The 21,450-nt window shown below is 57.3% G+C and carries 17 protein-coding genes; 9 read left to right on the top strand and 8 right to left on the bottom strand.

What is annotated here, in order from left to right; all coding sequences use genetic code 11:
- Positions 1 to 74: 74 nt before the first annotated feature.
- From ctrA to lptB, 3 genes are all read right to left on the bottom strand, one after another.
- Complete coding sequence (gene ctrA, locus AC0V6L_RS04245) at positions 75 to 770, bottom strand: response regulator transcription factor CtrA (RefSeq protein WP_298305869.1); 696 nt, start codon at positions 768 to 770, stop codon at positions 75 to 77.
- 206 nt (positions 771 to 976) lie between these two features.
- Positions 977 to 2,497 (bottom strand): RNA polymerase factor sigma-54, encoded by a 1,521-nt coding sequence (gene rpoN / locus AC0V6L_RS04240; RefSeq protein ID WP_486153151.1) that lies wholly within the window; start codon positions 2,495 to 2,497, stop codon positions 977 to 979.
- 9 nt (positions 2,498 to 2,506) lie between these two features.
- The gene (lptB, locus tag AC0V6L_RS04235) at positions 2,507 to 3,286 is read right to left on the bottom strand and encodes an LPS export ABC transporter ATP-binding protein (protein ID WP_486153150.1); all 780 of its coding nucleotides are present in this window, start codon (positions 3,284 to 3,286) and stop codon (positions 2,507 to 2,509) included.
- A gap of 383 nt (positions 3,287 to 3,669) precedes the next feature.
- On the opposite strand from lptB, the gene AC0V6L_RS04230 reads away from it, so the two are divergent.
- Complete coding sequence (locus AC0V6L_RS04230) at positions 3,670 to 3,975, top strand: hypothetical protein (RefSeq protein WP_486153149.1); 306 nt, start codon at positions 3,670 to 3,672, stop codon at positions 3,973 to 3,975.
- Positions 3,976 to 4,035: 60 nt separating this feature from the next.
- Here the strand turns inward: AC0V6L_RS04230 and ppa are convergent, their stop codons facing one another.
- The gene (gene ppa, locus AC0V6L_RS04225) at positions 4,036 to 4,563 is read right to left on the bottom strand and encodes an inorganic diphosphatase (RefSeq protein ID WP_486153148.1); all 528 of its coding nucleotides are present in this window, start codon (positions 4,561 to 4,563) and stop codon (positions 4,036 to 4,038) included.
- Positions 4,564 to 4,700: 137 nt separating this feature from the next.
- On the opposite strand from ppa, the gene hisS reads away from it, so the two are divergent.
- The 7 genes from hisS (at position 4,701) to AC0V6L_RS04190 (ending at position 13,467) form a co-directional block, all read left to right on the top strand.
- Entirely contained in the window at positions 4,701 to 6,017 is a 1,317-nt protein-coding gene (gene hisS / locus AC0V6L_RS04220; protein ID WP_486153147.1) for a histidine--tRNA ligase, read from the top strand.
- 41 nt (positions 6,018 to 6,058) lie between these two features.
- Entirely contained in the window at positions 6,059 to 7,126 is a 1,068-nt protein-coding gene (gene prfA, locus AC0V6L_RS04215; RefSeq protein ID WP_486153146.1) for a peptide chain release factor 1, read from the top strand.
- A complete protein-coding gene (gene prmC / locus AC0V6L_RS04210; protein WP_486153145.1) occupies positions 7,123 to 7,941 on the top strand; it encodes a peptide chain release factor N(5)-glutamine methyltransferase in 819 nt (272 codons plus the stop codon). Before prfA ends, prmC begins: the two co-directional genes overlap by 4 nt.
- 224 nt (positions 7,942 to 8,165) lie before the next feature.
- Entirely contained in the window at positions 8,166 to 8,810 is a 645-nt protein-coding gene (locus tag AC0V6L_RS04205) for a DUF4167 domain-containing protein (RefSeq protein WP_486153144.1), read from the top strand.
- Between the two features lie 3 nt (positions 8,811 to 8,813).
- Positions 8,814 to 10,484 carry an apolipoprotein N-acyltransferase gene (gene lnt, locus AC0V6L_RS04200; protein ID WP_486153143.1) on the top strand — a complete coding sequence of 557 codons (1,671 nt, stop codon included), beginning with the start codon at positions 8,814 to 8,816 and terminating at the stop codon, positions 10,482 to 10,484.
- Positions 10,485 to 10,558: 74 nt separating this feature from the next.
- Positions 10,559 to 11,806 carry a methionine adenosyltransferase gene (metK, locus tag AC0V6L_RS04195; RefSeq protein ID WP_486153142.1) on the top strand — a complete coding sequence of 416 codons (1,248 nt, stop codon included), beginning with the start codon at positions 10,559 to 10,561 and terminating at the stop codon, positions 11,804 to 11,806.
- Between the two features lie 446 nt (positions 11,807 to 12,252).
- Positions 12,253 to 13,467, top strand: coding sequence for a hypothetical protein (locus AC0V6L_RS04190; RefSeq protein WP_486153141.1), 1,215 nt, complete (start codon positions 12,253 to 12,255; stop codon positions 13,465 to 13,467).
- A gap of 18 nt (positions 13,468 to 13,485) precedes the next feature.
- Here AC0V6L_RS04190 and AC0V6L_RS04185 read toward each other — a convergent pair whose 3' ends face one another.
- From AC0V6L_RS04185 to AC0V6L_RS04175, 3 genes are read right to left on the bottom strand one after another with little or no spacing between them, the layout of a single operon-like run.
- Positions 13,486 to 13,956 (bottom strand): DUF2269 family protein, encoded by a 471-nt coding sequence (locus tag AC0V6L_RS04185; protein ID WP_486148479.1) that lies wholly within the window; start codon positions 13,954 to 13,956, stop codon positions 13,486 to 13,488.
- 24 nt (positions 13,957 to 13,980) lie between these two features.
- Positions 13,981 to 14,634, bottom strand: a complete 654-nt coding sequence (locus AC0V6L_RS04180; protein WP_486153140.1) for a CoA transferase subunit B — start codon at positions 14,632 to 14,634, stop codon at positions 13,981 to 13,983.
- On the bottom strand, positions 14,634 to 15,341 hold the full coding sequence (locus tag AC0V6L_RS04175; RefSeq protein ID WP_486148475.1) for a CoA transferase subunit A: 708 nt from the start codon (positions 15,339 to 15,341) through the stop codon (positions 14,634 to 14,636). The genes AC0V6L_RS04180 and AC0V6L_RS04175 overlap by 1 nt, the downstream gene beginning before the upstream one ends.
- A gap of 577 nt (positions 15,342 to 15,918) precedes the next feature.
- Between AC0V6L_RS04175 and AC0V6L_RS04170 the strand changes: the two genes are divergently transcribed.
- Positions 15,919 to 18,237 carry a CDC48 family AAA ATPase gene (locus AC0V6L_RS04170; RefSeq protein WP_486153139.1) on the top strand — a complete coding sequence of 773 codons (2,319 nt, stop codon included), beginning with the start codon at positions 15,919 to 15,921 and terminating at the stop codon, positions 18,235 to 18,237.
- A gap of 315 nt (positions 18,238 to 18,552) precedes the next feature.
- On the opposite strand, the gene polA is transcribed toward AC0V6L_RS04170, so the two are convergent.
- Positions 18,553 to 21,396, bottom strand: coding sequence for a DNA polymerase I (gene polA, locus AC0V6L_RS04165; protein WP_486153138.1), 2,844 nt, complete (start codon positions 21,394 to 21,396; stop codon positions 18,553 to 18,555).
- Positions 21,397 to 21,450 lie beyond the last annotated feature (54 nt).

The following is a 21,450-nucleotide window of genomic DNA, read 5'->3' as shown; positions in this document are numbered from 1 at the left end:
CGTTCTGATCGCATGCAGAAAACCCCTTCGGGCGCGGATCAAAGGACGCATGAGGCGTCCCGAACGCGAGCGGATCAAGCCGCTTCGACTTCTTCTTGCGGATCGCGCAGAACATATCCGCGACCCCAAACGGTTTCGATGTAGTTTTCCCCGCCGCAAGCATGGCTCAATTTCTTGCGCAGCTTGCAAATGAAGACGTCGATAATTTTGAGTTCCGGCTCATCCATACCGCCGTAAAGGTGGTTGAGGAACATTTCTTTGGTGAGGGTCGTGCCTTTGCGCAAGCTGAGCAGCTCAAGCATGGCATATTCTTTACCCGTCAGATGAACCCGTGCGCTGTCCACTTCGACAGTTTTCGCATCAAGATTGACTGCCAGTTTGCCCGTGCGAATGATCGATTGGCTGTGACCTTTCGATCGGCGCACAACAGCATGGATGCGGGCAACCAATTCTTCACGATGGAAGGGTTTGGTCACGTAATCGTCAGCGCCAAAACCGAAGGACCGGATTTTGCTGTCCATTTCGGCAATGCCAGACAATATAAGAACAGGCGTTTGCACTTTGGCGACGCGCAGTTTTTTGAGCACATCATAGCCGTGCATATCCGGCAGATTCAGGTCGAGCAGGATGATGTCGTAATCATACAGTTTACCCAGATCGAGGCCTTCTTCGCCCAGATCGGTGGAGTAAACATTAAAGCCTTCTGTCGTCAGCATAAGCTCGATGGCTTTTGCTGTGGTCGGCTCGTCTTCAATCAACAGCACTCGCATTGCTGGTCCCCTATTTGCCCTGTGTTAGGCGAAAAATTGGCAATCGGTTGACTTGGTAACCCCTCGGTAAGAGGTGTTGCCATGTATTAACCACACAAGTTCTGAACGGAAAAGGTTAATTTAGCGTAAACCAAGGGTTTCCCACGAGTCGCAGGGGTTAACACGTAGGGCCGTTGGAGCCGCTATCTGCTCATTCAAGGCATCGATCAAATGCCGTCCAGCTTCTTTTGGCGCCGTCTTTGAGCGCTGGAGCCTATTCCTGCGGCCTCGCGATATTTAGCGACGGTTCTGCGAGCAAGGTCGAACCCTTCACCTTTAAGCAGGTCGACCAGTTTTTGATCCGACAGCACTTTTTTCGGATCTTCTTCATCTGTCAGCGCTTTGATACGCGCCTTGATCGCCTCAGATGATGCGCCTTCGCCATCGCTTGATGCCACGCCGCTGGAAAAGAAGTATTTCAGTTCAAAGCAACCCCGGTCGCAAGACAGGAATTTGTTGCTGGTCACCCGGCTGACAGTGCTTTCATGCATCTCGATCTGCTCAGCAACCTCGCGCAGGGTCAAGGGACGCAATTCAGACACGCCCTTTCGGAAAAACCCGTCCTGTTGCTTTACGATTGCGGCAGCGGTTTTCAGGATTGTCTTTTGACGTTGGTCCAATGCGCGGATCAACCAATGCGCATCCGCCAGCTTTTCTTTAAGCCACCCTTGCGCCTCGGCAGATTGGCTGCCTGCGCCCACTTCGACGTAATAATCGCGATTAACCACCAGCCGCGGCAGGGTCTCCTCGTTGAGCTTTATATCCCATCCGCCCTTGCCATTGTCAGCTAACAGAATGTCCGGAACGATGGCTCCGCCGCTGTTGTGAGCAAAAGCGAGGCCTGGCTTGGGATCGTATTGCCGCAATTCACGCAGCATGTCGGCGAAATCTTCATCATCCACCTTGCAAATCCGTTTTAGCCGCTGAACCTCGCCCCTGCCAAGCAATTCCAGATTATCAAGCAGGCGAGCCATGCAGGGATCATAGCGATCCGCTTCTTTCGCCTGAATGGCGAGGCATTCGGCCAGATCACGCGCGCCGACCCCGGAGGGATCAAGTGTGTGGACGACCGCCAAAGCTCGCTCTGCAGAAGCCAGATCAATACCCAGATCATAAGCAATGTCGCGCAGATCAAACGGTAGCCAGCCTGTATCATCAAGCATACCGATCAGATGACTGGCGATAAATGCCTCGCGCTCATGGCTCGAGGCAGCTCCCACTTGTTGGCGCAGATGATCGCCCAAAGTAATGTCTGCGGACTGTGTGGCTTCGAGGTCTGGTAGCTCGCTATCGCCGCCAGCGACGCCGCCTCCTGCTCCCGCGCTCCAATCCGCGTCATTGCTGGGAGCAGCGGCATCGCCGATGCGCGCACCATCGCCAGTATCCACGTCGCGGTCCAATGCGCCAGTGTCCAGATCAAGCGGCGCTTCGCTTTCGCCTTGGGCCTGCCCCATCAATTGGTCTGCGGTAAATTCTTCGCGCGGGATATCGTCGCCATCGGCCGGTGCATCCGAGGCTTCGCTTTGCGTGTTGCCCACTTCCAGCAGCGGATTGGCTTCCAATGCGTCGCCAATAAAGGTCTCGATTTCGAGATTGGAGGCAGCCAGAAGCTTGATCGCCTGCTGCAATTGCGGCGTCATCACAAGCGATTGGGATTGCCTGAGGTCGAGGCGCGGACCTAGAGCCATAAATATCCGTTAGAGCGTAAAGCTCTCACCAAGATAAAGCCGGCGTACGTTTTCATCCGCGACGAGCTCTTGCGGGGAGCCGGCAAACAGCACTTGTCCGCCATAAATGATGCAGGCCCTGTCGACGATATCGAGCGTCTCGCGGACATTGTGATCGGTGATAAGCACGCCAATGCCGCGTTGTTTTAGATCTTTTACCAGATCACGAATATCGCTGATGGATAAGGGGTCGATCCCGGCAAAGGGTTCATCAAGCAGCATGATGGACGGTTTAGCCGCAAGCGCACGGGCAATTTCGCAGCGTCTGCGCTCACCGCCTGACAAGGCCATGGCGGCGCTGTCACGCAGACGGGTAAGGCCGAATTCGCTCAGCAGCCGCTCCAATTCTGCTTTGCGGGTCTCGCCATCGGGTTCAACCATTTCGAGCACACAATTGATATTCTGCTCAACAGTCATTCCGCGAAAAATGCTGGTTTCCTGCGGAAGATAGCCCAGTCCAAGGATAGCGCGGCGATACATCGGCAATTTGGTTACGTCTTCGCCATCCATTAGGATGCGACCGGAATCTGGCCGGACCAGGCCCATGATTGAATAAAAGCAGGTGGTCTTACCAGCGCCATTGGGCCCAAGCAGGCCCAGAACCTCACCTTTGGCGACGGTCAAGGAAATGTCGCTTAGGACGCTGCGTTTGTCATAGCTTTTGGCAATTGAGATAACTTCCAGCCCGCCGTCAGCCACGACGCTTTCCTGCGGGGTAAGGGTATCAGCAGAGGCAGCCATCTCGTTCATATGACCCTCTTAGCACCTATACCTTACCAGAAAAGGGTGCAGAGCTACCTATTGACCGATTCTGGCAGGATTTTTGCTTTGCCGTTGCGAGAGCGCTGCACGAGCTTTGCAAAATTTATCAGGTTACCGCACGGCCTTGCTAAGGCTCACCCCAAAAAAACTCGATAATCCAGCTCATTGCGGAGCTTGAATTGCGCCAAACGCAAGGTTCTGAGAATTTGGTTACTGCGCTTGCAACTCGTCCTTGTCTTTGAGATACTCTCTTCAAGAACTTTCCGTTGGGGAGCGGTGCAATGAACAATCGCGTGCAAGACACAAAGTTTGCCCAGACAGCGCAAATGGCCGGAGATAATTCCCGGCGGGCACGCGATTGGCGTCGCTCGATGAGCGATAATGTAGCTTATGCTCTCCTCGTTTACACAGGCTTGCAGATTTTCGTGACAGTCAAGGCTTTGGCGCAAGGATCCGCGTCAATTCTGCCTTATGTCGCCCTTATCATTCTTGTCGCGGGCATTATCCCGGCATGCCGCTGGTTTGAACGCCGCTGGGCCAGTTTGAGTGACGATGAGGCAATCGACCCTGCTTTTGGCGGCGCTTTCCGGCGCGATGTGATTGCCCTGTGGCTGCTCGCCATTGGTCTGCCGTTCGCCTTAACGGCCATATTCAAGGCCGTTTTCCCAGCAGGATAAGCGGGCCGCGCGCTGGATGAGTTATTCCTCAAGCGCGCTAAACCTGCTTTGATCCCTTGATCACCCTTTTGCGCGTTCGATCGCCTCGATTACAATCTGGCGCGCTTCATTGGCATCGCCCCATTTGCCAACCCGCACCCATTTTTCAGCCTCAAGATCTTTGTAGTGCGTGAAGAAATGCTCGATCTGCTGGAAAATGATCGAGGGCAAATCCTTGGTTTCGCCCACATCTGAATAGTACGGGAATGTTGTGTCCACCGGCACGCAGATCAGTTTCTCGTCCCCGCCATGCTCATCTTCAAGGTTAAGCACGCCGATGGGCCGCGCGCGCACAACGCAGCCTGCGATGAAGGGAGAGCGCGAAATCACTAGCGCATCCAGCGGATCGCCATCCGGGCTCAAAGTATGGGGCACAAACCCGTAATTGGCGGGATAGCGCATAGGTGTGTGCAGAATTCGGTCCACAAACAATGCGCCTGATTCTTTGTCGAATTCATATTTTACCGGTTCGCCGCCCGTGGGCACTTCGATAATGACATTGAGTTCTTCGGGAGGGTTTTCGCCAGTGGGAATCTTGTCGATGCGCATAATAGGATCCTGTGTTGCATGGCTCTTCGGGCCAGCGTGAGTTGACGGTCGGCCCCTCTCCCAAAAGGCTTCGGCTGGCGCTTAGCGGAGTGTTGAGGATTGCGAAAGACCTCCCTTGGTCGTAATCGCTCGCCCTTATGAGTAAGAACACACCCAAAGCAATCAGAGGCACGCAGGACATATTCGGCGCGGATGCAGAGGCGTTTGCATTTGTCGTCGAGACTTTTGAACGAGTGCGCAAACTTTACCGCTTCCGCCGCGCGGAATTTCCGGTGTTCGAAAAAACCGAGGTGTTTGCCCGCTCACTGGGCGAGACGACCGATGTTGTGTCGAAAGAAATGTACTCTTTCGATGATCGAGGTGGCACTTCTCTCACTCTGCGCCCGGAATTCACCGCCGGGATTGCGCGCGCTTATCTGACCAATGGCTGGCAGCAATACACGCCTCTAAAGGTCGCAACGCACGGCCCGCTGTTCCGCTATGAACGCCCGCAAAAGGGCCGCTATCGCCAGTTCCACCAGATAGATGCAGAGATCATAGGCGCAGGCGAACCGCAGGCCGATGTCGAATTGCTTGCTATGGCGGATCAATTGCTGCGCGAGCTTGGCATTGAGGGCGTGACGCTTAATCTCAACACTCTGGGCGATGCGGATAGCCGCGCAGCCTGGCGCGCTGGCTTGATCGAATATTTCGGCAAAGTGCGCGGCGATTTGTCCGAAGACAGCCAAGAGCGGCTGGAGAAAAACCCCTTGCGCATTCTGGACAGCAAAGACCCGCGCGACAAAGTGTTTTTGGCTGACGCTCCCAAGATTGATGAATTCTTGTCCGATGAAGCGCTCGCCTTTTTTGAAAGCGTGACAAGCGGGCTGGATGCGGCGGGCGTTAAATGGACAAGGGCAGAAAGCCTCGTGCGCGGCCTCGATTATTACCGGCACACCGCATTTGAATTTATCCCTGATGAGGGTTCCGCAGCGGCAGAGGCTTTGGGCGCGCAAAGCACGGTGCTGGGCGGCGGGCGCTATGACGGGTTGATGGAAAGTCTTGGCGGGCCAGCGACGCCTGCGGTCGGCTGGGCTGCCGGGATTGAGCGGCTCGCTATGTTGGTTGGGGAGCGGGGCGAGGCAAAACTGGACGTGGCGATTGCTTTGGAAGACGATACGCTTCTTGCCAACGCGCAACGCATTGTAAGCGACCTTCGCGGCGCTGGATTTTCCGTGGAGCTACTTGCCACCAATTCTCCGCGCAAAAGATTCGACCGGGCGGCAAAATTGGATGCCTCAGTTTTAACATCGTTACGCAAACAAAATGATGAACCATCGTATTTTTCGAAGGGTGGATTAAACGAACAAGACGACGAACGAGATCTCCGCGATTTTTTCGCGGCACTTATAGCCCATTTGTCATCCCCGCGAAGGCGGGGATCCAACTGCTTTAAATGGCAGCGACATCCGTAGGCTGGATTCCCGCCTTCGCGGGAATGACGTAGAGAGTAAGAATGCAAATCCCACCCGAACGCCTTGATCAGATCGCCAATCGCTTTGCCGAGCTTGAAGCGCGGATGGCATCGGGCACGCTTGAGGGCGATGAATTTGTAAAGGCCTCGCGCGATTATGCAGAGCTTGAACCGGTCGCAAAAACCGCCGCCGAGGTTCGGGCTATTCGCGAGGAGGTCGCCGGGCTCGAAGAGATGCTTGACGATCCCGAAATGAAAGCCATGGCGCAAGAGGAGCTGGCCGATTTGCGCGCCGCTCTGCCGGAAAAAGAGCGCGCGCTCGCCATTGCCCTTCTTCCCCGGGATGCAGCAGACAGTAAGCCTGCCATGCTCGAAATTCGCGCTGGGACCGGCGGAGATGAGGCCGCTTTGTTCGCGGGCGATTTGTACCGAATGTACGAACGGTTCGCGCAGGAGAATGGTTGGCGCGTCGAACCTGTCAGCATGAACGCATCAGAAGTGGGCGGATTTAAGGAAATAGTTGCCAATATCGCCGGACAAGGCGTTTTTGCCAAGCTCAAGTTTGAAAGCGGTGTCCACCGGGTGCAGCGCGTGCCCGTCACCGAAAGTGGAGGGCGCATTCACACCTCGGCTGCAACTGTCGCGGTTCTGCCTGAACCCGATGAAGTTGATGTGCAGATCGACCAGAATGACCTCAAAATTGATACCTACCGCGCATCGGGTGCTGGCGGCCAGCACGTGAACACCACCGACAGCGCAGTGCGGATAACGCACTTGCCAAGTGGTCTTGTCGTTATGCAGCAGGATGAACGCAGCCAGATCAAGAACCGGGCGAAAGCGATGCAGGTTCTGCGCGCGCGGCTTTATGAGAAAATGCGCGACGAGGCGCAGGGTGCAGAAGCCGAAGCGCGCAAGGCAATGGTCGGCAGCGGAGACAGGTCCGAACGCATTCGCACATACAATTTTCCGCAAGGCCGCGTGACCGATCACCGTATCGGGCTCACTTTGCACAAACTTGAAGAAGTGCTCGCAGGGACGGGCCTGGGCGAAGTCGTCGATGCGCTTACATCAGAGGACGAAGCCAAACGGCTGACAACACTTTCAGAATGAAAGTCGCAGAAGCTATACGGGCCGCGGCAGAGCAGCTGCAGGTGACCAGTGACACTGCGCGCCTCGATGCTGAATTGCTCATGGCGCACTGTTTTGGCATCGGTCGATCGGAATTGCTGCTGGGCTATATGGGCCACACAGCGCCCAAGCGCTTCGCTTCGCTTGTTGAACGCCGCGCAACCCATGAGCCAGTGGCCTATTTGACTGGCGAAGCGGAATTTTTCGGACGCACTTTTCATGTGACGCACGACGTGCTTATCCCGCGAAGCGATAGCGAAGCGCTGATCGAGACGGCGCTCGAAACTAAACACGATGCAAGCAGAGTGCTCGATATTGGGACGGGGAGCGGGGCACTGCTTTTGTCTTTTCTCTGCGAAACACAAGCACACGGGATTGGCATCGATAGTTCTGCAAAAGCGCTCGGAGTGGCCGACATAAATTTGAACGCATTGATTGCTTTCAACCGGGCAAGCCTGGATAACCGTGATTGGAGAAAGCCCAATTGGACAAAGCGCTTGGGCCAATTCGACCTCATCTTATGCAATCCACCTTATGTGGAAGAGAACGCGCAGCTTGATCCGGATGTGCTAAATTTTGAACCGGCCTCCGCATTGTTCGCGGGGCCTGATGGGCTCGATGACTATCGCATTTTAATACCCCAATTGCGTCCGCTTATGAGCGAGCATGCGAAAGCTCTGTTCGAAATTGGACACACGCAGGCCGATGCCGTGACACATTTGGCCTATGATTCAGGCTTTGCTGTTGAGATGCGCCGTGATCTGGCAGGCAGACCGCGCGTTCTTATCCTTTCCTAAGGAAAACGCGCCTAGGGCTTGGCAAAGCGGGCGATGCTCGCTAGCAAAGAATCAGGTCACGATTAGCGACAAGCGCAAATCGCTGAACCAAGCTCCAAATCTCGCTCAGAACGGCCGTCAGGGCATGCCCTTGGCCAGCATAGCGCGGAGCGTGCTCTTTTGGGGTCTTTTGGCCGGTTGCGCGCCATCAGGTGCGCCGGGCCGTTGGTGAGGAACATTTTCCTTTGAATAACAATCGTAACAATCGTCGCCGTGGTCGCGGAAATCGCAACAATCAGGGCGGCGCACACAGTCAGAACCGGATCGACAGCCGTGCGCGCGGAAATGCGCCGCAATTGCTCGATAAGTACAAGAAAATGGCGCAGGACGCTCAGCACAATGGCGACCGGGTTCAGGCTGAATATTACCTGCAGTTTGCCGATCACTATTTCCGGGTCATCGCCGATAACAAAGCGCGTCAGGACGAGGCGCGGGCCAAGCGTAACGAAGAACGCGGCGATAATGCCAGTGACGATAGCGAAGATGGCGAAGACAGCGGCAATCGCCGCCGCAACAATAACCGCCGAGGACGCTCACGCCGCGATGATGCCGACGCGATTGCCGAAGGTGAAATGGGCAGCGAAGGTGAAGCCGCGAATGACGGCGATGCGCAGGGCGACGAAAGCGAAGAGCCCAAGCGCAGGCCGCGCAAACCTCGCGGTGAAGGGCGCAGCGAAAGCAAGGCCGAGGCAAGAACTCCGCGCCGCAAACCACGGGCGTCTAAACCGCGCGATGAGGATGACAGTTCTGGTGAACTTGACCAATCTGTTCTTCCGCCAGCCATCGGTTCAGATGATGACAGCGACGACAATCTTGAGGCCGTCGGTTAATTCATGACAGCCCGCACAGGTGTGGGTGCAATGAACCGTAAGCTTACGAACAACCCGCTCAAGCCAATTGTAGAGTTCGCTGAGGCCTGGCCCAAGCTGACAGCGTTATTGCTTGGGCTGGTGACGGCCTTTGGGTATCCTCCGTTCCATGCATGGTGGCTGGCCATTCCCGCTTTGGCAGCGGCCATTGCACACTGGCATGCCGCCCCTTCATGGAAAGCGGCGCTGGCGCGCGGATTTCTCTTCGGCTGGGCGCATTTGACGCTCGCCAACAATTGGATCGCAACCGCTTTCACATATCAGGCGAACATGCCGGAATTTCTTGGCTGGCTCGCTGTACCTCTGCTGTGCATTTATTTGGCGATCTATCCAGCTATTGCCGTTTTGGCAGGGCATCTGCTGAGCCGAAAATGGATAGGAGATAAAGCAGGTTTTCTGGCTTTTGCCGCCGCGCTGGCCGGTGCCTGGATCATCATGGAGTGGGCAAGAGGCTGGATGTTCACCGGCTACCCCTGGCCGCCGCTTGGGTTATTGCTTTTGGGCGGCTGGCAAACCTCAGGTATTGGTGGTCTTCTACCATGGATGGGAACTTATGCCCTTTCTGGTCTGACGATCCTGCTGGCAGCGGCCAGCATGGGCATCGTTGCGGCGCGGCGTTGGTTGTTTGGATCATCGTGGGTGCTGGTCATCGTGGGCGGGATGCTGCATCCTCTCACCGCACCCGCTAAGCCCCCATTGCAAGGCATTCGTTACGCTCTTATCCAACCTCTTATCCCGCAAGATGAAATCAATGATGGCACAAAATTCGAAGAGCAGTTTCAGCGCATTTCAGATCTGACATTACCGGGACGCGGTGAGGAGCGGCTAGTATTGTGGCCAGAAAGCGCGATCCCTGACTACCTCGAAGATGGCTATCCACAGCGTTATTATGCCAGGATGACAGCGGGCGCTGATCCCAAATTTGCGCGCGGGCGCATTGGCAGCGTGATTGGACCGGATGCTGCCCTTCTAACAGGGGTAGTCAATCTCGATATAGGAATGGGCAGCGCTGGCTTTCCCACTGCCGTCACTGCGCGCAATTCGGTGCTCGGTTTGAATGGTGAGGGTGATATCACTCACCATTATGCCAAGGCGCATCTTGTGCCTTATGGCGAGTATTTGCCGCTTGACTGGGTGTTAGAGCCAATCGGTTTGACCCGGCTAACCTCTGGCACAATTGACTATATGCCAGGCCCCGGCCCGCAAACTCTCGACCTTGGGAATTTCGGCAAGGCGGGGGTCCAGATATGCTATGAGATTGTCTTTTCCGGGCATGTGGTCGATCGGGAAAATCGTCCCGACTATATTTTCAATCCCTCGAACGATGGCTGGTTTGGCGCTTGGGGCCCTCCGCAGCATTTGGCCCAGGCCCGGATGCGCGCGCTTGAAGAAGGTCTGCCTGTTTTGCGGTCAACCACGACCGGTATCAGCGCGGTGATCAACGCCTCGGGAATAGTGCTTAAAACTGTACCATCGGGCAAAGCAGGGCGATTGGATGGCCGGATACCAGCCGCACATGAACCGACACTCTTCGCGCGTTTCGGGCACGTTTTGACATGGGGTTGGGCGGCGCTGTTTTCGCTGATGGGCTTGGTCATGCCAAGACTGCTTGCGCTGCGCGCAGCACGCAGCTAGGGCTTTGCAAAAGACATAAAGGTTTCCTTATATCATATGGAAGCCGACCCGTTTGCTATTGCTCAGGAGCATCCATGCGCAGCGATTATCTGTTCACTTCCGAAAGCGTTTCCGAAGGCCATCCCGACAAAGTTTCGGATCAAATCTCGGATGCCATTGTTGATCTGATGCTTGCCAAGGACGCCGAGGCGCGTGTGGCTTGTGAGACCATGACCACCACCCAGCGCGTCGTTCTGTCGGGCGAAATTCGGTGCAAGCCGATGTATGATCTGTCGCGCGAAGAGTGGAAATACAACAATTACTGGGCACCTGGCGCGCGTGATGAAATCGAAAGTGCGGTTCGCCGGACGGTCGCCGAAATTGGCTATGAGCAATCAGGTTTTCACTGGGAAAGCCTCGTTTTCGAAAATCACCTGCACGGCCAGTCGGCGGAAATCGCCATGGGTGTGGATGCGGGCGATGCTGGGTCCAATAAGGACGAGGGCGCTGGCGACCAGGGCATCATGTTCGGCTTTGCCTGCGATGAAACGCCTGACCTGATGCCGGCGACGCTTGATTACAGTCACAAAATCCTCGAGCAGCTCGCGGCCGATCGCAAGTCGGGCGCGGCGCCATTCCTTGAGCCGGATGCCAAAAGCCAGGTCACTTTGCGTTATGAAAGCGGCAAGCCTGTTGGTTGCACCGCCATCGTGGTCTCGACCCAGCACGCCCCCGGCTATCACGAAGGCGAGAAAGAGGCGGAGCTAAAATCCTATGTCAAAGGTGTGGTCTCCAAGATCCTGCCCGCAGGATTTATCACTGACGAAACCGCATGGCATATCAACCCCACTGGCGCGTTTGAAATTGGCGGACCTGATGGTGATGCAGGCCTGACCGGGCGCAAGATCATTGTCGATACCTATGGCGGCGCCTCGCCCCATGGCGGCGGGGCTTTCAGCGGCAAAGACCCGACCAAGGTTGATCGCAGCGCTGCCTATATCACACGCTATCTGGCAAAGAATGTTGTGGCGGCTGGTCTTGCCCGGCGGTGCACGATCCAGATCGCTTATGCCATTGGCGTCTCGCAGCCTTTGTCGCTTTATGTTGATACCCATGGCACTGCGGCTGAGGGGGTTACTGATGCCAGGATCGAGGATGCGATTACTGCGATTGGCAAGCTGGGCGGTTTGACCCCGCGCGCTATTCGAGAGCACCTTGGGCTGAATAAACCAATCTACCGCAAAAGCGCAGCTTATGGGCATTTTGGCCGGATTGCGGATGGCGATTTCTTCCCTTGGGAACGGGTTGATCTGGTGGATGATCTTAAGGCTTCTCTGGCCTGATCAAAGCCGCTTTGGCGCACAAGAATATCGCTGATCTCGCCCCTTTCTTCGTTCATGAAACACATGCTGGGAAAGGGTGCCTCCGGAGTGGGGGAGGGCGCCCTCATTTGTCCGAGCGGTCCGCAGCGGGCGAAGACGGCGGCAAAGAAAAAGTAGCAGAGCATGAGCATGTAGGAAAATGGCTTTTCCCGCCTGCTTTTTGCCTGCCCGCGTTATCCCTCCCGCACCCGCACCCGCACCCGCACCCGCACCCGCGCCCAATTCGCTCCGCCGCGCCCCAATGCACCCGCCGCTCACGCACCGCGCGCCCAACGCGCTCCAAAACGCTCCAGCCCATGCCTCATAAGGCCCCCCGCCAGCCCGCGCAGCCAGCCCCCCGGTTCGCTAACCCATTGACCTTGGTCGATACCCTGCCATCATCAGGCCGTCACTTGAGGGGGATCACCATGTTCGCACCATCACGCAGCCAGCAGTCACGCGGCCACCTATCGAGCCGCCAGCAGTCACCCAGGCAAAAATCCGGCTGCCAACACCCGCGCCGCCTTCCATTCACGGCTCCGCTTGCACGCGCTGCGCCGGTTGCCGCCATCGCCTGCGCCATCACCGCCGCCGCCTCCATCACCGCGCCTGCCGCCCATGCGCAGCAGCCCATTGAGCTTGAAATCGGTGCCAGCTGGACCCATCCCCACAGCGGCATCATTGTGCCCGATACCCTTGGCGGTTTGCCGCGCGGAGAGGCGACCGAATTCGCTCCCGATTTCCTCAATCTGGGTTTCTCATTTCGCACTGATGAACCTTACGAGGAACTCTCGCTTTATATCTATCGCCACACCAATGCCGGGCTGCCCGTATGGTTTGAACAGTCCCGCAATGCCATTGCTGTGCGCGATGCCTATGCCGGGGCGAGCCTTGCTTTTGGTGTAGAACCGTTTGGCTGGCCGGGTGCGGAAAGCTGGCAGGGCCTGCGCGCTGTCTATGATATGCCCAAAGGCTCGCAGATCAGCAGCACGGCGGTCGCGCTGTTTTCGGTTGATGGCTGGTTTGTGAAAATGCGCGCATCATCGCAAAACCGCTCGCCTGAGCAATTGCGCGATTTGATGAACGAGGCATTTGCCGAGCTCACCCCGCCCAAGGCGCAATTTGCGCAGGCCCCGGCGGTTCCGGTCAAAGATTGCGCTGCCAAGCTGCAATTCAAGAAAAAGGCAAAGGATGCCAAACAGGACACCGGCGCTGCATTGATTGGCGCATTGCTGGGCGGCATGGCGCTGGAAGAGGTTCAAGAAGAGCAAGCCGATGATACGGCCCCGCCGCCGCCTCCTCCTACATGGTGCCGCGATGGTTCGCTCAGCGCCATGCAGGTCGCTTACCGCGCTGATGCTTCGCAGGATTCCTATATCATCGCGCTGAATGATAGCGGCATCGGCGTGTCGGTTGGGCCTGATTGGGGCGCGCAATTGCTGATGGATGACAAAGCCAAATCAAAGAAACCATCGTTTTCGATATCGGTCATCACCGATAGCCAGCGGATCAATTACGTCTCGCAAAACCGTCTGCCATCGTTTGAGCGCGTGCTGGAAATCATCAACGCCAATCGGCGGGTCAGCGCGGCATCAACTTGGGGTGACACAGACGAAATCGAAATCAGCTCAGGCGCGCTTTAGCGCCTGCGCTATGTGCCCCTAAATCGGTTTGGCCACCATCAGCCACAAAATGATGCACAGCGGCGCGGTGCTGATCAGGCCCCATGTGATCCACAACCGCGACAGGCGTTTGTATTGATCGGTCACTCCGTCCTGCGCGGTAAAGGCATTGGCCAGCCGCGCCTGCTTGATCTGGATCGGCACCAGCACAAACAGCCAGATGCATCCGGCAATCACAAACAGGATCTGGCTCCACACCAGCCAGGCATGATCAAACAGCGAATATCGCATCGCCCATGCCGCGCCATATCCGCCGGTCATCGTCAGGATAATGCCAGGTATCGTCAGGCCAAAATCGGTGCCTGTTACCAGACGCTGGCCAAATTGGACGATGCGCCAATCGCCATTGCGATCGGCAAACACTTTCCACACTGCAGTGACCGTGATGTTCCCGGCCAGCAGAATAAACCCCAGATAATGGAGGAACTTAAAAGCGAAGATTGATCCCACGCGGCCAAGATTAGCGCGCTCGATTTACAGCGCAACCTCATAATGCGCCGTGGTGCTTTGCGCGACCTGTTCCTCGGTGATGCCGGGGGCCAGCTCTATCAGGCGGAAAGCCGATGATTTGTCCGCGCGGTGGAACACGCCCAGATTGGTGACAATCATATCGACGACATTTTGCCCCGTCAGCGGCAAAGTGCAGGCCGGGATAAATTTGGGATCGCCCGCTTTGCTGGTGTGATCCATCACCACGATGATCTTTTTAACGCCGGCAACCAGATCCATCGCGCCGCCCATGCCTTTGATCATTTTGCCCGGGATCATCCAATTGGCGATATCGCCATTGGCGGCAACTTCCATCGCGCCCAGCACGGTAAGGTCAATATGTCCGCCGCGGATCATCGCAAAACTGGTGGCGCTGTCGAAATAGGCGCTGTGTTCCAGCTCGCTAATGGTTTGCTTGCCCGCATTGATCAGATCGGGGTCTTCCTCTCCTTCATAAGGGAAAGGGCCAATACCCAGCATGCCGTTTTCGCTTTGCAGTGTCACATGCATGCCATCGGGAATATGATTGGCGACCAGCGTGGGAATGCCAATGCCCAGATTGACGTAATACCCATCCTGCAATTCGCGCGCCGCGCGCGCTGCCATCTGGTCGCGGGTCCAGCCGATTGCATCGCTCATTATGCTGTCTCCCGTTTGCGAGTGGTTCGAAATTCGATTTTCTTGTCATAAGGCGCGCCCACAATCATGCGATTGACGAAAACGCCGGGCAGGTGAATGTCATCAGGCCCAAGCGATCCGGCAGGCACGATTTCCTCCACTTCGGCAATGCACACCTTGCCGCAAGTGGCAGCCGGCTGATTGAAATTGCGCGCGGTCTTGCGGAAAATCAGATTGCCGGTTTCATCGGCTTTCCACGCTTTGACGATGGCAAGATCGGCAAAGATGCCGCGTTCAAGGATGTAATCCTCGCCGTCAAAGCTTTTGATGTCCTTGCCGTCTGCAACTTGCGTGCCCACGCCCGTCTTGGTGTAGAAACCGGGAATGCCAGCCCCGCCTGCGCGCATACGTTCAGCCAGCGTTCCTTGCGGGCAAAATTCCACTTCCAATTCGCCGGAGAGGAACTGGCGTTCAAATTCCTTGTTCTCGCCGACATAGGAACTGATCATTTTTTTCACTTGCCGGGTGCGCAGGAGTTTGCCGATGCCTTCATCGTCAATGCCTGCATTGTTGCTGGCAAAGGTAAGCCCGGTGACGCCTGTATCGCGGATCGCATCGAGCAGCCTTTCGGGAATACCGCATAGGCCAAACCCGCCGCTGGCGATCAGGATGTCATTGGCGATAACACCGTCCAGTGCGGCGGCGGCGTTTGGGTAAAGCTTTGTCATATCAGTCCGTGTTCATGTGTGATCTTGAGCAGGAACGCGCGGGATCGTTTCAGGGCGGGCGTCGTTACGGGAGGGCGATAAAGATTGGCGATAAAGATTGGCGGGGGCTCTGTCATCAAATGATGTCACGAAAACCTGCCAAGCGATGAGGAATGGGTGCAAGTGATCGCTGCGCGCCCTTTCTGTCTCGGAGGAAATGCTGCGCCGCAACATGCGCCGCGCGCGTTCAATTGCCCAATAAGTAGGCAAATGCTCACTATTTGCACAGACAATTTGCGTAATTTGACATATTTCCGTCATTAAAGCGGTAGCTATTGCGCATTTTGCAACTTGCTATGCGGCTTTCGCACTTGCGAAGAATCGCCTGCGCCCGCATATCTCTTCGTGCCTTACAGGCATCCTCTCCCAAACTTTTCAGGCCCGGCCGCACTTAGGTGTACCGGGCCTTTTTCTTGCCCTGATTGCGCAGGGGCCGCAGCATCGGCGCCTATGGTTCTTTGCGGACCGCAGATACAGGCAATTGCAATGCCACCTTTGGGCTCCTAGCTAACGAATGCGTTAATTGGAGATCACCACGATGAGCGACACTCAGGACGCTCCTGTTCAAACCGTCAGATTGCAGGTTGCCCCCGCCCGGCAGGAAGAATCGGGACAAGGTTTGGCCCGCATGCCGCGCTCGGCGTTTCAGGCTTTGGGCATAACCGAAGGCGACGTGGTCGAGATCAAAGGGAAACGCAGCACAGCCGCAATCGCGATGGCCGCCTATGCCGAGGATGATACGCTGGATGTGGTGCGCCTTGACGGCCTTCAACGCGGCAATGCCGAAGCGGGATCGGGCGAGCATGTGAAAATCGTGCGTGCCGAAACGCGCCCCGCGACCCGCGTGGTGTTTGCCCCCGCTCAGCGCGACATGCGGCTGCAAGGGCCGAGCCAGGCGCTCAAACGCAATTTCTTCAAAAAGCCGCTGGTCGCAGGCGATCTGGTGGCGACCACAGGGCAGCAGCCCGTGCAGAACATGCCGCCCGATGTGCGCCAATTGCTGCGCGCGCCCGCTTATGCGCTGACGCAGATCAGGCTGTCGGTCGCGTCAACTGTGCCCAAGGGCATCGTCCATATCGACGAGAACACCGAAGTGGAGCTGCGCACCGAATTCGAAGAGCCTCGCGATGCGCGCGGCACGGTGAATTATGACGATGTCGGCGGGATGGAAGAGACCATTCAGGCTTTGCGCGAAATGGTCGAATTGCCGCTGCGTTATCCCGAATTGTTCACCCGGCTGGGCGTTGATCCGCCCAAGGGCGTTTTGCTCCATGGCCCGCCCGGCACCGGCAAAACGCGCCTCGCACAGGCCGTCGCGAATGAAAGCGATGCGGAATTTTTCTCCATTAACGGGCCAGAGATCATGGGCTCGGGCTATGGCGAAAGCGAAAAACGCCTGCGCGAAGTGTTCGAAGAGGCGACTCGCGCCGCCCCTGCCATCGTGTTTATCGACGAGATCGATTCCATCGCTCCCAAACGCAGCGGCGTGCCGGGCGAGGCGGAAAAGCGGCTGGTTGCGCAATTGCTCACTTTGATGGACGGATTGGAAGCGCGCGCCAACCTTGTCGTGATCGCCGCCACCAACCGGCCCGATGCCATTGACGAAGCTTTGCGCAGGCCCGGCCGGTTCGACCGCGAGATTGTGATCGGTGTGCCCGATCAGGGCGGCCGCCGCGAAATCCTTGCGATCCACACGCGCGGCATGCCTTTGGAAGAAACGGTCGATCTTGCTGAGCTTTCGCGCGTCACGCACGGCTTTGTCGGTGCAGACATTGCCGCGCTTGCGCGCGAGGCGGCGATTGATGCTGTGCGCCGTATCATGCCGCGGCTCGATCTGGATGCGCGCGAAATTCCGCAGGACGTGCTCGAAGATCTGTGCGTCACCCGCGATGATTTCATGTCCGCGCTCAAACGCGTCCAGCCATCGGCCATGCGCGAAGTTATGGTGCAGGCGCCCAATGTCGGCTGGGATGATATTGGCGGGGTCGGTGATGCGATCGACAAGCTGAAAGAGGGCATCGAACTCCCGCTCAAAAACGCTGAAGCATTCCGCCGTCTGGGCATCCGCCCCGCCAAAGGCTTTCTGCTGTATGGCCCGCCCGGCACCGGCAAGACCCTGCTGGCCAAAGCGGTCGCGAAAGAGGCTGAGGCCAATTTCATCTCGATGAAAAGCTCAGACCTTTTGTCCAAATGGTATGGCGAAAGCGAACAGCAAATCGCCCGCCTGTTCCAGCGCGCGCGTTCTGTCGCGCCATGCGTGGTCTTCATTGACGAGATCGACAGCCTTGTGCCCGCGCGCGGATCGGGTCAGGGCGAACCGCAGGTCACGGGCCGGGTCGTCAACACGATCCTGGCTGAGATGGACGGGCTGGAGGAATTGCAATCGGTCATCGTGGTGGGCGCAACCAATCGCCCCACTTTGGTCGATCCCGCGCTGCTGCGTCCGGGCCGCTTTGATGAGCTTGTCTATGTCGGCACGCCCGATGCGCCGGGCCGCGAGCATATTCTTGGCATTCACACCGGCGCGATGCCGCTGGCGGATGACGTGGACCTCGCCGACGTCGCGTCCAAAACCGAACGGTTTACCGGCGCTGATCTGGAAGACGTGGTGCGCCGCGCGGGCCTTAACGCGCTGCGGCGCATGGGCGGCGATGTGAGCAAGGTGGCCGCCGAGGATTTTGACGAAGCGCTCAAAGACAGCCGCGCCACCGTCACTTCAAAAATGGAAGCGGAATACCGCAAAATGCGCGGCGAATTGAAAAAACGCGCCGCCGAAGCCCAGCCCATCGGGTTTTTCCAACCGGAAAACCTTCAGCCAACGCGCGCCAAGAAACACGGCAACGACGAAGCGGATTAGGGAAGGTTTTGCTGGGTGGGGTCAGGGCATCCGTCCTGACCTTGGCCCGGAGTTTTGTTGAGTGTTCGCTTACGCTCACAGCCCGACCACCCCGAGTCTTTGTGGGGTGCGGATCAGGCATCCGCCTGATCCTTGGCCGGACCGCCCCGCCTCCCCGCCCGTCCACCAAGGGTTCCATAGGATATGGTGGACGGGCGGGGAGGTGGGGCGGCCCGGCGTGAGCGAAGCGAACACAAACAGAAACGCCCGGCAGTGAGCGAAGCGAGCACAAGCAAAAACTCTCGCTCAGCGCAGCGTCGCACCCACCCCCATCACCTAATGCGCGGCATCCCAGCTTGGCCCAGTGCCAATATCAATCGCCAATGGCACATCCAGCTCCACCACGGGCAGGGCAGCTTCTGCCATCACGCGCTCGATAATCAGTGATGCAGCGGCGACGTCGCTTTCGGGCAGTTCGAACACCAATTCATCATGCACTTGCAAAAGCATGCGCACATCATTCAGGCCCGCATCGCGAAGCGCTGGCAGCATGCGCACCATGGCGCGTTTGATGATGTCGGCGCTGGTCCCTTGGATCGGCGCGTTGATCGCGGCGCGTTCTGACCCCTGACGTTCGGCCTGATTTTTGGACGCGATCCGGGGGAACCATGTTTTGCGGCCAAACAGGGTTTCAGAATACCCTTTGGCTTTCACCGTTTCCAGCGTTTCGAGGATATAGCGCTGGATGCCGGGGAAACGCTGGAAATAGGTGTCGATCATGTCTTGCGCTTCATCGGGCTCCACTTCCAGCCGGCCCGCAAGGCCCCAGCGCGATATGCCATACAGGATCGCGAAATTGATCGTTTTCGCCTGCGCGCGGGTGTCGCGGGTCACCTCGCCAAACATTTCAGTGGCGGTGCGCGAATGGATATCCTCGCCATTGGCAAACGCTTCTTTCAGCGTATCGACATTGGCCATATGCGCAGCCAGCCTGAGTTCGATCTGGCTGTAATCGGCGGCCAGCAAAGTGTTGCCCGCCTCTGGCACGAACGCTTCGCGAATTTGCCGCCCAATGGCCGTGCGGATTGGAATGTTTTGCAGGTTCGGATCGGTGGAGGATAAGCGCCCCGTTTGCGCCCCGGCGAGCGAATAGCTGGTGTGAACGCGCCCCGTAACGGGATTGATCTGCGCTTGCAAAGCATCGGTATAAGTCGATTTGAGTTTCGATAGATGCCGCCATTCGAGCACTTTTTTCGCAATCGGCGCGCCTTCGCCGCCAAGCTTTTCCAAAGTTGCCTGATCGGTGGAATAGGCCCCGCTTTTGCCTTTGCGTCCGCCTTTCAGGCCCATTTTGTCGAACAGAATTTCGCCCAATTGCTTGGGACTGCCAACGGCAAATTCCTGGCCTGCAAGTTCGTGAATTTCGCTTTCCAACCGCGCGGTTTCGGTGGCGAATTCTTCGGACAGCCGGGCCAGCTGCGCGCGGTCCACTTTGATCCCTTCGCGCTCCATCGCGGCGACCACGGGGATCAGCGGGCGATCAACCCGCTCGTAAATCCGCGTGCCACCTTCCTGCGCGAGACGCGGTTTGAGCATCTGATACAGCCGCCAAGTGACATCGGCATCCTCGGCGGCATATTCGGTTGCCCTCGCCAGCGGCACTTCGCCAAAGGGGATGGCTTTCTTGCCTGTCCCGCACACGTCCTTGAACGATAAAGGCGTGTGGCCAAGGTGGCGCTCAGACAATTCATCCATGCCGTGCCCGCCGCCCATGCCTTCGCCCCGGCCTGCATCAAGGTCAAAGCTCATGACCATGGTGTCTTCGATGGGGGTGACGCTTACGCCCGCGCGTTCGAGCACATTGAGATCGTATTTGCCGTTCTGAAAGATTTTAAGAACCGCTTCATTGGCAAACAGCGGTTTCAATGCCGCCAGCGCGTCTTTGGTGGCGATCTGATCGGGTTTTTCGGCCAGCAGATCGGTCCCGCCATGGGCAAGCGGGATATAGCACGCATCATTGGGGCCAAGCGCCAGGCTGATGCCAACCAGATCGGCCTGCATCGCATTGAGCGAGGTGGTTTCGGTATCCACCGCAACATATTGCGCGGCACTAGCGCGGGAGATCCAAGCCTCCAGCCGCTCCAATGTCTGCACCGTTTCATAGGCGCTGCGATCAACCTTGGGCATTTCAGGCAGCGGCTGACGATTGCCCGCCGCATCGCCGGCATCGCCTGCCATATCCGCTTTGGCCGGGTTGAGATTGGTTGCGCGTTCAGGGCTGCCCGTACCAAGGCCGAGGCGTTTTAAGAGCGAGGTAAAGCCGTGCTCTTCGAGAAATGCTGCAAGCGGTTCGGGCGCAATCCCATCAAGCTTCATTTCATCGAGCGGCTGGGGCAGATCGCAATCTTCTTTCAGCGTGACGAGCACCCGGCTCATCTCTGCATCCCCGCGCCCTTCGATCAGGCGTTCTTTCAGCTTGGATTTCTTCATGTCCGGCGCCTGATCCAGCGCTGCGGTAAGCGATCCGTGCTCGGCGATCAGCTTGCTTGCGGTCTTGGGGCCGACCCCGTAAATGCCGGGAATATTGTCAACGCTATCCCCCATCAGCGCGAGCACATCGCCGACCAGTTCGGGTTTGACGCCGAATTTCTCCTCGACTTCCTCGATATAGATGCGTGCGCTTTTCATCGTGTCGAGCATGTCGATGCGCGCCGGGCCGTGGGGGCCTTCGACCTCTCCGATCAATTGCATCAGGTCTTTGTCGGAAGATACGATGGTGACGTTCCATCCTTTGCGCTGCGCCTCGCGCGCATAGGTCGCAATCAGATCGTCCGCTTCCAGCCCCGCTTCCTCGATACAGGGCAGGCTGAAAGCGCGAGTCGCATCGCGGATCAGCGGGAATTGCGGGCGCAGATCCTCGGGCGGTTCGGGACGGTTCGCCTTATATTCGGGGTAGATATCGTTGCGAAAACTCTTGGAATCTTTATCAAGGATGACCGCAAGATGGGTGGGACCAGCTGCTGTATCGAGGTCATCAGCGAGCTTCCACAGCATCGTTGTATAACCGTACACCGCGCCCACCGGTGTGCCCGCAGGATTGGTGAGCGGGGGCAGGCGGTGATAGGCTCTGAAGATATAGGACGAGCCATCGACGAGATAGAGGTGCTGCTGATCTGACATGGTGATCTGCTAGCATTCGCAGGCAGCCCACGTAAGCCGCTTTGGCACAATACC

This window comes from Erythrobacter sp. JB1-15, from assembly GCF_057365035.1.
This window is presented reverse-complemented; position numbering and strand designations above follow the sequence as displayed.